Origin of the sequence: Corynebacterium antarcticum, assembly GCF_016595285.2 — a bacterium.
Taxonomy (GTDB): domain Bacteria; phylum Actinomycetota; class Actinomycetes; order Mycobacteriales; family Mycobacteriaceae; genus Corynebacterium; species Corynebacterium antarcticum.
In genome coordinates this window covers 20394-33770 of sequence record NZ_JAENIP020000003.1, presented here as the reverse complement: position 1 = coordinate 33770, position 13377 = coordinate 20394, and the positions used below count along the sequence as shown (strand labels likewise).

The following is a 13377-nucleotide window of genomic DNA, read 5'->3' as shown; positions in this document are numbered from 1 at the left end:
CCAACTGTCTTCCGGTTGAAGCACCGGGGCACCCGAAAATGAGGCCACGGGGAAGGCCTCATCCGCCGAAAGCGAAGATCCTCACGGTTCGACCGGACCGTTTCTGGCCAATCCACCATGACACCTCGATCATCGCGGCACCGATACCGCCCACGACGAGGGCCCGGAACAGCAGTGCGGGATCAGAGGCATCCAGGAAGAGCAGGCGTGCGAGCGGCGGCACCGAGAAAATGACGACGTAGGCGACCGCTCCACTGGCGATCAGCGCGATCCGCCACCACTGGTACGGTCGGGCGACCACGGCGAGCACCCAGAGCGCCATGACGAGGGTCACCGTGAGGGTGGCCGTTCCCGCCTGCCTCACCTCCATGGCCGGCGCGTGAGCCCCCGGGTTCACGAGGAGCCAGAACGCCACGGTGAACACCCCGATCAGCAATCCCGAGGGAAGGGCGAGACGGAGGACCCGGGCAACGAATCCCGGCCGGGCCCGCTCATGGTTCGGGGCGAGTGACAGGACGAACGCCGGGATCCCGATCGTGAACCAGCCGATCATCGTGACGTGGATCGGCTGGAAGGGAAAGGTCACCCCGAACAACCCGACGACCAGAGCCAGCACGATCGAGTAGATTGTCTTGGTCAGGAAGAGATTCGCGACGCGCTCGATGTTGCCGATGACCCGCCTCCCCTCCGCCACGACATGGGGAAGGGTCGCGAACCGGTTGTCCAGGAGCACCACCTGCGCGACCGATCTCGTGGCGGGGGAACCCGATCCCATGGCGACCCCGATCGACGCATCCTTCAGCGCCAGCACGTCATTGACGCCGTCGCCGGTCATCGCGACGGTGTGCCCCTGCGATCTCAGCGCCACCACCATGTCGCGTTTCTGCTCAGGGGTGACGCGACCGAACACCGTCCCCTCACTCACCTGCCGGACGAAGTCGGGATCATCGGCCACAGGAAGCTCGCGTGCGTCGACGACCTTGCCCACCAACCCGAGTGACGCGGCGACGGCGCCGACCGAGACGGCGTTGTCGCCGGAGATGACCTTCACCTCCACCCCTTCACGGGCGAAGTACCCCAGGGTCTCCGCGGCGTCCTCCCTGATCTTCTGTCTCAGCACAACCAGGGCGCACGGGGTCAGTGACGTACAGCCCGGTGCCGCGGGCGACGCCGAGACATCCCCGAGTGCCTTCGCCCGACAGAGCATCAGCACGCGGAGACCACGGTCCATGTAGGGTTCCACGGCGGTGAGAACATCGTCCCCGTCCGCGACGAGGACATCGGGCGCGCCGAGGACCCAGTCCCCCGTCCGCACGGTGGACACACCGGACCATTTCCGGGCGGAATCGAAGGGGATCGTCGAGGTCACACCGTCGGGTTCGATATCGTTGACCTCCTCCGCGATCGCCTGCATGGTGTCGTTCCGGTGATCGTCCGCGGCTGCGATCGTGGCGAGTACCCGGCGCGCCAGTTCGGCGTCCGAGTGGCCACCCACGGGGACTATCCCGTCGAGCTCCATCCGGTTCTCGGTCAGGGTGCCGGTTTTGTCGGCGCAGACGAGATCGACGCGGGCGAGGCCCTCGATCGCGGGCAGCTCGTTTATCAGCGCCTTGCGTTTACCCAGCCGGACGACCCCGACCGCGAAGGCGATGGAGGTCATCAGCACGAGTCCCTCGGGGACCATCGGGACGAGGGCCGCGACCATGGACAGAACGGCTTCCCTCCAGGGCGCCCCCGTCCGCCCGAGCTGGGTCCACACGGTGAGGACGCCCGTGGGAATGAGCAGCCAGGTGATGATCCGGAGAATCCGGTTGATGCCGTCCATCAGCTGCGAATCCGTCAACGTGAACCGGCCAGCTTCCGCGATGAGCTTCGCCTGGTAGGAGTCCTCCCCGATGGCGGTCGCCTGGTACGTCCCCGACCCCGCGGTGACATACGATCCCGAACGGATCTCGTCCCCGCTCTGTTTGACCACCGCGTCGGATTCCCCGGTGAGCATGGATTCATCGACCTCGAGGGCGTCAGCGGAACGCACGTAGCCGTCGACGACGATCTGGTCCCCCGGGCCGACGTCGATGAGATCATCGAGGACTATCTCATCACGGACGATCTCGGTGGTCACCCCGTCCCGGACCACCCGGGGCATGGATTCACCGAGGATGGTGAGTTTGTCCAGGGTGCGTTTGGCGCGAAGCTCCTGGATGATGCCGATCGCCGAGTTCGCCACGATGAGCAGACCGAAGGCCGCGTTGATGATCGATCCGGTGATCAGGACGATGACCAGCAGCACACCGAGGATCGCGTTGATCCGGGTGAATACGTTGCTCCGGACGATGTCCGGGACACTGCGTCCGGTACGCCGTACCGAGTGATTGACCTTCCCCGACTCCATCCGTTCCCGGACGGTCCCGGAATCGAGCCCCTCCGGGCCGGTTGTGTAGCCGGTCGTGGCGACAGCGGTGGCTGCTGGATCCATGTTCATGGCGCCAACTCTAATCCGCGGGAACCCGGCTGACAGCATTCACCGTCGGATGTCCGAAAGTCGGCTGTTCAGCCCGCCGGGCCGTCGTACGCAGGTACTTCAGGGACCGGCCTCCGGTGTCCGCCGTGACAGATCAACGGCCGGTGAACTCTGCCGGCCGCTTCTCCGACCTGGCTTTCCGCGCCTCAGCCGCGTCCGCACTCGCCCAGCAGATGTCGTGGAGTTCGCGGGCCGCGGCTCCGGTTCCCGCGGCCGCGTTCCCGGTGTCGTTGAGCGCGAGTTTGAGCTGCCGCACCGACAGTGGCGCGAGCATAGCGACCCGACCCGCCAGTTCCGCCGCATCCCGGGAGCCGCCGGAGGCGTTGGCGAATCCGCATGCCGCGGCCTCGGTGGCGGACATCCGCAGACCACCGAGCATCAGCCCCCGGGCCCGGGACCCGCCGATGAGGTCGACGCACCGTCCGACGGTCCAGTCGTCCAGGGCGATCCCCAGTGCCGCGGGCGGGAGACCGAACCAGGCGTCCGGCCCGACGACACGCAGATCACTCGCCAACGCCAGCTGCAGGCCGGCGCCGATGCACGGCCCCTGGATGTCTGCGATCACCGGCAGCGGGCACTCCACCAGGGTCCGGAGGAGTTCCCCCAGGGTGTCGAGAAACTCGGGCGAGTGCGCCTGATTGAGGTCCGCTCCGGCGCAGAAGGCCGGTCGGGAACCCCGGAGCAGCAGCACCCGGGGCCCGACCCCGTGCCCCGGGTGGGTTCCTTCCTCACCCGCGGCGCGGATGGCTCCGGTCAACGTGGCACAGAGGCCGGTGTCGAGGGCGTTGCGGACCCGGGGTCGATCCAGGGTGAGAACCCTGGTTCTGCCCTCGTCGTGGACGTGGAGCTGATCCGTCCCCGGATTCTGTACCGGGCTCATTCTTCGGGGAACGTCAGCGGGTCCGGTCCGATCCGACCGGCGATGGTGGAGTCATCCAGGGAGGTGATGCACTCCATGTCGCGGTCGCCGAGGTGGAAATCGAAGATGTCGAAGTTCTCGCTGATCCGCTTCGGGTGCGCCGACTTCGGGATGATGATGTTGCCCAGCTGGAGGTGCCACCGGAGCATCACCTGCGCCGGGGTCCGGTCATGCTCTTCGGCGATCCGACGGATCACCGGATCATCGAGCCCCCTGCCGCGACCGATCGGGGACCATGCCTCAGTGGCGATCCCCCGCTCGCGGTTGACCGCGCGGAGTTCCGCCTGGGAGAAACCCGGGTGCAGTTCGATCTGGTTGAGGACGGGGGTGATCCCGGTTCCGGAGATCACCTCATCCAGGGTCTCGGCGTAGAAGTTCGAGACACCGATCGACCGGATACTGCCGAACCCCTGGAGCTTCGCCATCGATCTGAAGGTCTCCACGGCGAGTCCCTTCCGCGGGCAGGGCCAGTGGATGAGATAGCAGTCCACGTAGTCGAGCCCGAGCCTGGACAGTGATTCCTGGAAGGCACGGGCCGATTCCTCTGCACCCTGGCGGTCGTTCCACAGTTTCGTGGTGACGAACAGCTCCTCGCGGGTGACGTCACCTGCCGCGATGGCGTCCCGGATGGCGTTGCCCACCTGCTCCTCGTTGCCGTAGATGGCGGCGGTGTCGATGTGCCGGTACCCGACCTCGATGGCGTGCCGGACCGCGGTGACGCACTCATCGTCCTTCAGCTTGTAGACACCGAATCCGAGCTGCGGTATCTCGTTGCCGTCGTTCAGGGTCACGGTCGTGGGGAAGGTCTTCTCAGTCATGGGCCCCATTGAACACCCATGTCCGGGGACGCGCACGGGGCCTTAAGGTCACAGGAGCGTCGGATTCGCACGACCCCATACAACGGCACAGAGCGATATCTTGACATATCGTTGTGTTTATACAACACTTCATTCCATGTCCCCATCGAAAAAGCCGACGCGGCCAATCTACAACCGCGTCAAAGTTCTGCGCACGGAGCGCGGGATGTCACGTGCTGATCTCGCGGCGGTCATCGAGGTCAATCCACAGACCGTCGGAGCGCTCGAGCGTGGAGACCACTACCCCAGCCTCGACCTGGCGATGCGCATCGCCGAGACCTTCCGGTTACCGGTCGAGGCGGTGTTCTCCCGGGATGAGTTCAGCCCCATGTCCCACGACCTCTACCCCTCACCGGTTGCAAGGTGAACGCACGGAAAGGAACACGACGATGACAGCTCCCCGGACAATCGCACCGACCGTTCCCCTGCGCGGGCGGCGTCTTCTCGCCGGATCATTCACGGCGGCTACCGCCGTCGCGGCACTGATCGGGATCGGAATCGGCACGGGCGCGGTGCCCGTGTACCCGTTCGCCGCCACCTGCGTCCTACTCGCCGTACTGTCCAACCGACTCGGCACGGTGACCGGGATGAACGACCGGTCCCGCGAACTGGACGAATACGAGCACGCACAGAGGTCACGCCGTCGCGAGCAGGCCCTGTGGATACTGTCGGCCTGCGCCGGCGTCTGTGCGCTGGTCATCGGGGTCTCCGCGGAATCCGGTTCGGTGGATCTGATCCGTGCCACCACCGCGTTCCTCCTCCTTGCGGTCCTTTTCGCCCTGACCTGGCCGAACCTCGTGACCGCGTGGACCACACCCGACGGGGAGGACATGTGACCGGCCGCGGGATCTCCCCGATGACCCGCTACCGCAGGCACCGCCTGGACAGTTTCGAACGTCGGCGGGACGTCCTGGATTCCCGGTTCCACCGCTGGCGGAACCGTCGCCACCGGCGGGCCCTGGTTCTCCTGTTCTCCGGGGTCTACCTCACCGGGGTGGCACTCAGTGTCGTGGCGGTACTCCGCGAACAGGCGGCACTGCTCGCGGTCGCGGCGGTGCTGTCCCTGGTGGCCTGTGTCCTCTGGTTCACGATCCGCACCCTGATCCGACTGGAGGACATGGCCCCTCCGGAGTTCCTCGACGAATACGAACTGGCGCGGCAGCTCCGGCTGCGCGCCGCGACCACCCACTTCTACTACGCGATCGGGCTGGTCTACGCCGGAATCATCACCTTCGGATCGGTCCGGGCGCTGGACAGAGGGTGGGCGATGCGAGATCTGTACGACCTCACGTACACGACCGGCATGACGATGTTCCTCATCATCGGTCTGATCGGCGCCATCCCCGGACTCGTGCTCGCCTGGACCCTTCCCGACCCGACCGATCCCGATCTGCTGTTCCCCGACGCGGACTGAAACCAGAAGGAAGACAAACCCCATGACACACTCACCATCCCCGCTCGTCATCGACGGGATATCCAAGAGATACGGCGACCTCACCGCCCTCGACGGCATGACCTTCACCGTGCACCCCGGCGAGATCTACGGCTTCGTCGGCTCCAACGGGGCCGGCAAGTCAACCACCATGCGCATCGCGCTCGGGGTCATCGCAGCCGACTCCGGCGAGGTCCGACTCGGTGACGAACCACTCACCGAATCCTCCCGTCGACGCATCGGCTACATGCCCGAGGAGCGGGGCCTCTACCCGAAGGAGAAGATCGGCGCACAGCTGACCTACCTCGCCCGCCTGCACGGAGTCGACAGATCCTCGGCGGAGTCCCGCACCACCGCGCTCCTCGAAAAGCTCGGGCTCAGCGACCGTGCGGGCGACCAGCTGGAGTCGCTGTCCCTCGGCAACCAGCAGCGAGTGCAGCTGGCCGCCGCCCTCGTCCACGACCCGGATGTCCTCGTCCTGGATGAACCGTTCTCGGGACTCGATCCCGTGGCGGTGAACGTGATGAGCGACATCCTCGTCGAGCGGGCGGAGGCGGGGGTCCCGGTCCTGTTCTCCTCCCACCAGCTCGACCTCGTCCAACGTCTCTGCCACCGCGTCGGGATCATCGCCTCAGGCCGGATGCGCGCGGAAGGCACCGTCGACGAGCTCCGGGACACCGGTGAGGACACCTACGAGGTGCATGTCGACGCCCCGGGTGACTGGTGGCGGTCGGTGCCCGGCATCCGCCGGGCCGGGGGAAACGACACCGCGACACTACTCACCCTCGACCCCGGATCCCCGGCCACCGACCAGGACATCCTGCGCGCCGCGATGGCCGCCGGTCCCGTCCACCATTTCACCCGACGCCGCCCCGACTTGTCCGATCTGTTCCAGGAAGTAGTGAAACCATGAGCCGTCCGACCGACACCTATTCTTCGACTGCCGCGATCCGGCTGATCGCCGCCCGTGAGGCACGCGCCGTACTCACCCGGAAATCCGTCTGGGTGACCCTCGCCATCATGCTCGTCGCTGTCCTCGGAGGTCTCGGCTGGGGCGCCTGGCAGGGATCGAAGGAGAACGCACCACAGGTCATCGGCTACGTCGGTGCGGAACCCGCCGCACTCGCCGCCGTAACCGACGACAACGGCGACGGGCCCGCGATGGAATCCGCCGGGTACCCGGACCGGGACACCGCACTCGCGGCACTCTCCGACGGAGACATTGACGCCATCTACCGGCCCGCGGAATCGGGTACGGGATGGGAGCTGGTCTCCGAGTCCTCCGTCGACACGGACTCACTCACCGCTCTCCGGGCGGCACAGGCCGCGATCGCACGGGACGGGTTGCTCACCGAGTTCGGGATCAGTGGCGAACAGGTCGCCGAGATCACCGCCGCCGGTACCGTGACCACCGTCCGCGTCGACGGTGGTTCAGACGGCGGGGCCTTCGGTGACCCGCGCACGGCGGGCACGGTCATGGTCACCCTGATCGGTCTCGGCGTGCTGGTGATGTCGGTGATGATGTTCGCCATCACCATCGGCTCCGCGGTCATCGAGGAGAAGTCCTCCCGGGTCGTGGAGCTCATGGTCGCCACGGTCCGTCCCCTGGACCTGCTGTGGGGCAAGATCATCGGCGTCGGCGGCGTGGGGTTGGCGTTCGTCGCCACGCTGTTCGCAGTCACGGCTGCGGGGATCGGCTTCACCGGGATCGGCGAACGCTTCGACGTCGAGATCGACCTCACCGTTCTCCCCGTTCTGCTGCTGTTCTACGTCCTCGGATACCTCTTCTTCTCGGTGCTCTACGCGGCGGCCGGTTCGCTGGTGTCCCGGATGGAGGATTTCCAGGGCGTGCAGACACCGGTGATCCTGCTGCTGATGGCCGTGATGTACGTTCCCTTCTTCGGTCTGACACAGGTCGACTCGACGTTCATGCGGGTGGTCGCCTGGGTGCCGCCGTTCTCCTCGTCGACGATTCCTCTGCAGTACGCGGTGGGCAACGTCGGTGTCGGAGGGGTCCTGGGCGCGGCCCTCATCCTCACCCTCGCGACCGTCGCCACGAGCTGGCTGGCCGCCCGGATCTACCGCTCGTCGATCCTGCACACCGGTTCGCCCGTCGGGTGGTTGAAGGCACTGCGTGGGGTACGGCGGGGCTGACTCGGACCAGCCCCGGGCGGCCGCTCCGGCGGCTACAGTGTCAGCCATGACGAACACCACCTCCCACGACCTCATCGATCAGGTTCTCGACCCCGGGTCCTTCATCTCCTGGGACACCGCACCCGTGTACGGCGATATCAGCGACGACTACCGGGCGACCCTCGACCGGGCCCGGGAGAAGTCGGGGGTGGACGAGGCGGTGATCACCGGCGAGGGAACCGTCAACGGTGCGCGGGTGGCGTTCGTCCTGAGTGAGTTCGGGTTCCTCGGTGGTTCCATCGGAGCGGCGACCGCCCGCCGGATCATCGACGGAATCCACCGGGCGACGGACGGCGGGCTCCCGCTGCTGATCTCGCCCGCGTCCGGCGGAACACGGATGCAGGAGGGCACCCCGGCGTTCGCACTGATGGTCTCCATCACGACCGCGGTCTACCGGCACAAGGACGCCCATCTGCCGTTCCTGGTCTACCTCCGGAACCCGACGACCGGTGGGGTGATGGCGTCCTGGGGCTCCGCCGGGCACTTCACCTTCGCTGAACCCGGCGCCCTACTGGGATTCCTCGGCCCGCGGGTCGTCGAACTCACCACGGGCACCCCGATCCCGGAGGGCGTGCAACGTGCGGAGAATCTCGCGACCCGCGGCGTCATCGACGGCGTCGTCTCACCGGGCCAGCTGAGGGAGGCCGTGGTGAAGATCGTCGATGTCCTGCGCCCCCAGACCACGGCCGCGCACTCGCTCGACGCCGCGGCGATCACCTCCCCGGAGGAGCCCCGGATCGACGTGTGGGACGCGATCACCGCCACCCGCCGCACCGACAGACCGGGGCTTCGGAATCTCGTCGGGCGGCTCTCCGAACACCTCATCCAGTTGTCCGGGACCGGCGACGGCCGCGTCTCCCCCGCCGTCATCGTCGCCCTCACCCGGATCAAGGGACAGCCCTGCGTGCTCATCGGCCAGGACCGGCACGCCCAGCCGCCACACGCGGACACGGAGCTCGGACCGGCTGCGCTCCGCTTCGCGCGCCGCGGTGTGGCACTGGCGCACGGTCTCGGACTGCCACTGGTCAGTGTCATCGACACACCGGGAGCGGAGTTGTCCGCCGCGGCGGAGGAGGCCGGCATGGCGGGATCCATCGCCCGGACCCTCGGGGAGCTCGTCGACGTCGACGTCCCGACGGTCTCCGTGATCCTCGGACAGGGGTGCGGCGGCGGGGCGCTGGCGATGCTGCCCGCCGACACCGTCCTCGCGGCGGAACACGCCTGGCTCTCCCCCCTTCCGCCCGAGGGCGCCTCGGCCATCATCCACCGGGACACGGACCACGCCCCGGAGATGATGCGTGAGCAGCGGGTCTCGGCGTTCGCGCTGCGGGAGGCGGGCATCGTGGACACACTCATCCCGGAGCACCCCGACGCGGCGGACGAACCGGACGAGTTCACCACCCGGGTTCTCTGCTCCGTCGCCACCGCCCTCCGGGATCTGGCGTCCGATCCGACGAAGGTCGGCCGCGAGCACAGGTTCCGACACTACGAGCGGTGGGCCGTCGAGCAGGGGTGATCCGGAGCACACGGAAAAACCGCCGCCCGGCATGTTCGTCCGAGAGACGGTTTTCTCAGGGTGCACGGCGAGAGCCGTGACTTCCGTCAGCCGACGCTGATCAGGTCGATCACGAAGACCAGGGTGCGACCGGAGAGGGGATGCCCACCGCCGGCGGGACCGTAGGCGGCCTCCGGCGGAATGGTCAGCTGGCGACGACCACCGACCTTCATGCCCGGGATCCCCTCCTGCCATCCGGCGATGAGGCGGTGAAGGGGGAACTCTATGGTCTGTCCACGGTCCCACGAGGAGTCGAACTCCTCGCCCGTCTCGAAGTCGACGCCGACGTAGTGCACCTCCACCAGTCCGTTCGACTGCGCTTCGGGACCGTCGCCTTCGATGAGGTCGACGATGACGATGTCCTCCGGGGCGGGGCCAGTCTGTGCTTCGATCGTGGGCTTGTCCATGAACGCTCCTTTGGGCTTTAGACGTGATGGGCGGGGTCACGGCGGAACCCGAACCATCAAATTCGGGGGTCGGTGACGCCGGAAGTCACCTTACGTGGGATTTCTCGCCCTGAAGAAATCCGGGGGCCGCCGGACACGGAGGAACCCGCGGAGAACCGCGGGTTCCTCCACCGGTACCGGTGGTGTGTTTAACGCTCCGGACGCGGCACGAATTCGCGCAGCGTCTCGCCGGTGTAGATCTGGCGCGGGCGGTAGATCTTCGAACCGGGGTTCTCGATGAGCTCGCGGTACTGGGCGATCCAGCCCGGCAGGCGGCCCATGGCGAACAGCACGGTGAAGAAGTCCGTCGGGAATCCCATCGCACGGTAGATGAGGCCCGTGTAGAAGTCGACGTTCGGGTACAGCTTGCGGGAGATGAAGTAGTCGTCCGCGAGGGCGATCTCCTCCAGGTTCAGGGCGAGATCAAGCAGCTCGTCGCCGCCCATCTTCTCCAGCACCTCGTGCGCGGTGGACTTGATGATCGCGGCACGCGGGTCGTAGTTCTTGTAGACACGGTGACCGAAGCCCATGAGGCGGACACCGGCCTCCTTGTTCTTGACGCGGGTCATGAAGTCGGTCGCGTCACCGCCGTTGGCCTTGATCTCGTCGAGCATCTCGAGCACAGCCTGGTTCGCGCCACCGTGGAGCGGACCGGACAGTGCGTTGATTCCCGCGGCGATGGACACGAACATGTTCGCCTGGGCGGAGGCGACCATACGCACCGTCGAGGTGGAACAGTTCTGCTCGTGATCGGCGTGCAGGATGAGCAGCTGGTCGAGGGCCTTGGACATGACCGGGTCGACCTCGTAGTCCTCGGTCGGGAAACCGAACATCATCCGCAGGAAGTTCTCGCGGGTGTTGAGCTTGTTGTCCGGGTACATCCACGGCTCGCCGTGGCGGGCACGGTGCGCCATCGCAGCCAGCATCGGGACCTTGGCCATCAGACGGACCGTGGCCTTGTCCCGATGCTCCGGGTCCAGCGGATCCAGGGAGTCCTGGTAGTAGGTCGAGAGAATGTTGAGGGAGGAAGCCAGGACGGACATCGGATGTGCGTCGCGGGGGAACACCCGGAACTGGCTCTTGAAATCCTCGTCGATGAGGGTGTGGTGACGAACCTCGTCGTTGAACTTGGTGAGCTGCTCCTGCGTGGGAAGTTCACCGTGGATCAGCAGGTAGGAGACCTCGTTGAAGGTCGCCTTCTCCGCGAGGTCCTCGATGGCGTAACCACGGTAGCGCAGAATGCCCTTGTCACCGTCAATGAAGGTGATAGCGGACTCCGTGGAGCCGGTGCTGACATAGCCCGGGTCGTAGGTGACGAGTCCGGTCTCAGCGAGCATCTTGCCCAGGACGATGCCGTCCTGACCTTCGGAAGCCCGCTTGATGTCCATCTCGAACTCACCACCGGGGTAGTGAAGTACGGCCTTGTCCTTGTTGTCAGTTGCCACAATGTACCTTTCAAGCTTTGTCAAATGTCGCCCTCCCGGATCTGGGACGGCCATTGCACCGCAGTGCACCGCAGCGTGTTCCGCCGCGTCGGACTTCCACGCTCTCCGGAAAGTGTTGCCCGGACCACAGTCCGGATAATCACCTCCACGCTATACGGTTTGCCACGCACAGGCATCAACTCCGGTTGCACCCGCTGCATCACGCCCGTTCCACGACGGTCACGGACACGGACACCCGCAACCACCACTTCAGTCGATTCGCCGCCCGGCAGCACCGGGTGCCCTGAGCACGTGACACTCGCTGTGAAGTTGTCTGTGTTCCCCGAGTTCAGGGGATCTTCGGAGCCCCGGAGCAGGGAATGTACGGCGCCGGCCCGAAAGCTCCGGCAGGTCATGATTTCACGGTCCCACACGGAATACCCAATGGAGTGGGGTGTGGCACAGTTTATCAAACGATGTGACCGCAAAGACACGCCAAGTCCACCGCAGACAACCCCGCTACACCCGCTCCGGGGGAGATAGATACCCCCGATCACCCCCGCAGACCGCACCATCCCCGAGTCATCGACACGCGCCCCGGGCCGCATCCCGGCGACCGGCGGACCGCGCGGACGACGGCGCGCACGGACCGGCACGCACCCGTACTCGCCGACCTCCCGGTGCACATCCCGTTACCCCGGATCGCGCCCCCGGTTCACGTCCGGGGACTAGAGTTACCCGGGTACGGTTGCTGTGTCTGAAACAGTCACAGACAGCCTCAGGTGATCACCGAAGATCACGGCCCCAGTACCCGACGAGGAAGAACCCCCATACCACCATGACCGATCAGTTCCCGACCCTCCCCGCGAATCTGTTGCCCTCCGACGGCCGCTTCGGCTGCGGCCCGTCAAAGGTCCGACCCGCGCAGCTCCAGGCCATCGTCGACGGCGCCACCGGGATTGTGGGCACCTCCCACCGCCAGGCTGCCGTCCGCGATGTCGTGGGATCCCTCCGTGAGGGCCTGACCGAACTGTTCAGCCTGCCCGAGGGCTACGAGATCGTGCTGTCTCTCGGTGGTGCCACCGCGTTCTGGGATGCGGCCACCTTCGGCCTGATCCGCGAGCGTTCCGGCCACCTGACCTTCGGGGAGTTCTCGGGGAAGTTCGCGACCGCGGCCAAGAAGGCGCCGTGGCTCGCCGAACCCGAGATCCTCGCGGCTGAGCCCGGCGACGCCCCCACCCCGCGTGCGTTCGAGGGCTGCGATGTCATCGCCTGGGCACACAACGAGACGTCGACCGGCGCCATGGTCCCCGTCACCCGCCCCGAGGGATCCGGGGACTCCCTGGTCGTCATCGACGCGACCTCCGGCGCAGGCGGCCTCCCGGTGGCGATGGATCAGGCCGACGCCTACTACTTCTCCCCGCAGAAGTGCTTCGCCTCCGACGGTGGACTCTGGTTCGCCGCCATGAGTCCCGCCACGATCGAGCGGATCGCCGAGATCAACGCCTCCGACCGGTTCATCCCCGCCTTCCTCAACCTGCAGACGGCCGTGGACAACTCCCGGAAGAACCAGACCTACAACACCCCGGCCGTCGGCACACTGCTGATGATGGACAACCAGGTCCAGTGGATGAACGCCAACGGCGGCCTCGAGGGCATGGTCCGGCGCACCACCGCCAACTCCCGCGCGCTCTATTCCTGGGCCGACGCCCGGACCGAGACCACGTGTTTCGTCACCGATCCCGCAAACCGGTCCCTGGTCGTCGGCACCATCGACTTCGACGACTCCATTGACGCTGCGCGCATCGCGAAGATCCTGCGCGCGAACGGCATCGTGGACGTCGAGCCCTACCGCAAGCTCGGCCGGAACCAGCTGCGGGTCGGCATGTTCCCCGCGATCGACACGGAGGACATCGAGAAGCTCACCGCAGCCATCGATTACGTCCTCGACGAGGGTCTCGCCGGCGCGTAGCCGGACCGCTCCACTCACTCGGGGAAGCACACCACCAACACACCACCGCGACCGGCTC

The 13377-nt window shown here is 66.6% G+C and carries 12 protein-coding genes; 7 read left to right on the top strand and 5 right to left on the bottom strand.

Features of this window, described 5'->3' with window-relative positions; all coding sequences use genetic code 11:
- Window positions 1-58: 58 nt before the first annotated feature.
- From JIM95_RS07545 to JIM95_RS07535, 3 genes are all read right to left on the bottom strand, one after another.
- The gene (locus JIM95_RS07545; RefSeq protein ID WP_410170764.1) at window positions 59-2482 is read right to left on the bottom strand and encodes an HAD-IC family P-type ATPase; all 2424 of its coding nucleotides are present in this window, start codon (window positions 2480-2482) and stop codon (window positions 59-61) included.
- Window positions 2483-2615: 133 nt separating this feature from the next.
- Window positions 2616-3401: an enoyl-CoA hydratase gene (locus JIM95_RS07540; protein ID WP_200259546.1), complete on the bottom strand. Its 786-nt coding sequence runs from the start codon at window positions 3399-3401 to the stop codon at window positions 2616-2618.
- Window positions 3398-4258: an aldo/keto reductase gene (locus JIM95_RS07535; protein WP_200259543.1), complete on the bottom strand. Its 861-nt coding sequence runs from the start codon at window positions 4256-4258 to the stop codon at window positions 3398-3400. Before JIM95_RS07535 ends, JIM95_RS07540 begins: the two co-directional genes overlap by 4 nt.
- A gap of 136 nt (window positions 4259-4394) precedes the next feature.
- On the opposite strand from JIM95_RS07535, the gene JIM95_RS07530 reads away from it, so the two are divergent.
- Genes JIM95_RS07530 through JIM95_RS07505 form a run of 6 tightly spaced genes read left to right on the top strand, consistent with a single transcriptional unit; the run spans window position 4395 to window position 9438 of the window.
- Window positions 4395-4664 (top strand): helix-turn-helix transcriptional regulator, encoded by a 270-nt coding sequence (locus tag JIM95_RS07530; protein WP_200259540.1) that lies wholly within the window; start codon window positions 4395-4397, stop codon window positions 4662-4664.
- Window positions 4665-4686: 22 nt separating this feature from the next.
- Entirely contained in the window at window positions 4687-5133 is a 447-nt protein-coding gene (locus JIM95_RS07525) for a hypothetical protein (protein ID WP_200259537.1), read from the top strand.
- Window positions 5130-5711, top strand: coding sequence for a hypothetical protein (locus JIM95_RS07520; protein WP_200259534.1), 582 nt, complete (start codon window positions 5130-5132; stop codon window positions 5709-5711). The genes JIM95_RS07525 and JIM95_RS07520 overlap by 4 nt, the downstream gene beginning before the upstream one ends.
- A 22-nt stretch (window positions 5712-5733) precedes the next feature.
- The gene (locus JIM95_RS07515) at window positions 5734-6642 is read left to right on the top strand and encodes an ABC transporter ATP-binding protein (protein ID WP_200259531.1); all 909 of its coding nucleotides are present in this window, start codon (window positions 5734-5736) and stop codon (window positions 6640-6642) included.
- On the top strand, window positions 6639-7883 hold the full coding sequence (locus JIM95_RS07510; RefSeq protein WP_200259528.1) for an ABC transporter permease: 1245 nt from the start codon (window positions 6639-6641) through the stop codon (window positions 7881-7883). The genes JIM95_RS07515 and JIM95_RS07510 overlap by 4 nt, the downstream gene beginning before the upstream one ends.
- A 46-nt stretch (window positions 7884-7929) precedes the next feature.
- Window positions 7930-9438, top strand: coding sequence for a carboxyl transferase domain-containing protein (locus tag JIM95_RS07505; RefSeq protein WP_200259525.1), 1509 nt, complete (start codon window positions 7930-7932; stop codon window positions 9436-9438).
- Between the two features lie 86 nt (window positions 9439-9524).
- Here the strand turns inward: JIM95_RS07505 and fkpA are convergent, their stop codons facing one another.
- Together fkpA and JIM95_RS07495 are read right to left on the bottom strand one after the other, a co-directional pair.
- Entirely contained in the window at window positions 9525-9884 is a 360-nt protein-coding gene (fkpA, locus tag JIM95_RS07500) for an FKBP-type peptidyl-prolyl cis-trans isomerase FkpA (RefSeq protein ID WP_198737617.1), read from the bottom strand.
- Window positions 9885-10072: 188 nt separating this feature from the next.
- Window positions 10073-11422: a citrate synthase gene (locus JIM95_RS07495; protein ID WP_200259522.1), complete on the bottom strand. Its 1350-nt coding sequence runs from the start codon at window positions 11420-11422 to the stop codon at window positions 10073-10075.
- A gap of 763 nt (window positions 11423-12185) precedes the next feature.
- Here JIM95_RS07495 and serC point away from each other — a divergent pair.
- Window positions 12186-13319, top strand: a complete 1134-nt coding sequence (gene serC / locus JIM95_RS07490) for a phosphoserine transaminase (RefSeq protein ID WP_200259519.1) — start codon at window positions 12186-12188, stop codon at window positions 13317-13319.
- Window positions 13320-13377: the final 58 nt, after the last annotated feature.

Coding starts and splice junctions, on each gene's coding strand:
- JIM95_RS07505 (WP_200259525.1), top strand. CDS start 7,930: ATGACGAACACCACCTCCCACGACCTCATCGATCAGGTTCTCGACCCC.
- serC (WP_200259519.1), top strand. CDS start 12,186: ATGACCGATCAGTTCCCGACCCTCCCCGCGAATCTGTTGCCCTCCGAC.
- JIM95_RS07530 (WP_200259540.1), top strand. CDS start 4,395: ATGTCCCCATCGAAAAAGCCGACGCGGCCAATCTACAACCGCGTCAAA.
- JIM95_RS07495 (WP_200259522.1), bottom strand. CDS start 11,422: ATGGCCGTCCCAGATCCGGGAGGGCGACATTTGACAAAGCTTGAAAGG.
- JIM95_RS07515 (WP_200259531.1), top strand. CDS start 5,734: ATGACACACTCACCATCCCCGCTCGTCATCGACGGGATATCCAAGAGA.
- JIM95_RS07525 (WP_200259537.1), top strand. CDS start 4,687: ATGACAGCTCCCCGGACAATCGCACCGACCGTTCCCCTGCGCGGGCGG.
- JIM95_RS07545 (WP_410170764.1), bottom strand. CDS start 2,482: ATGAACATGGATCCAGCAGCCACCGCTGTCGCCACGACCGGCTACACA.
- fkpA (WP_198737617.1), bottom strand. CDS start 9,884: ATGGACAAGCCCACGATCGAAGCACAGACTGGCCCCGCCCCGGAGGAC.
- JIM95_RS07540 (WP_200259546.1), bottom strand. CDS start 3,401: ATGAGCCCGGTACAGAATCCGGGGACGGATCAGCTCCACGTCCACGAC.
- JIM95_RS07510 (WP_200259528.1), top strand. CDS start 6,639: ATGAGCCGTCCGACCGACACCTATTCTTCGACTGCCGCGATCCGGCTG.
- JIM95_RS07535 (WP_200259543.1), bottom strand. CDS start 4,258: ATGACTGAGAAGACCTTCCCCACGACCGTGACCCTGAACGACGGCAAC.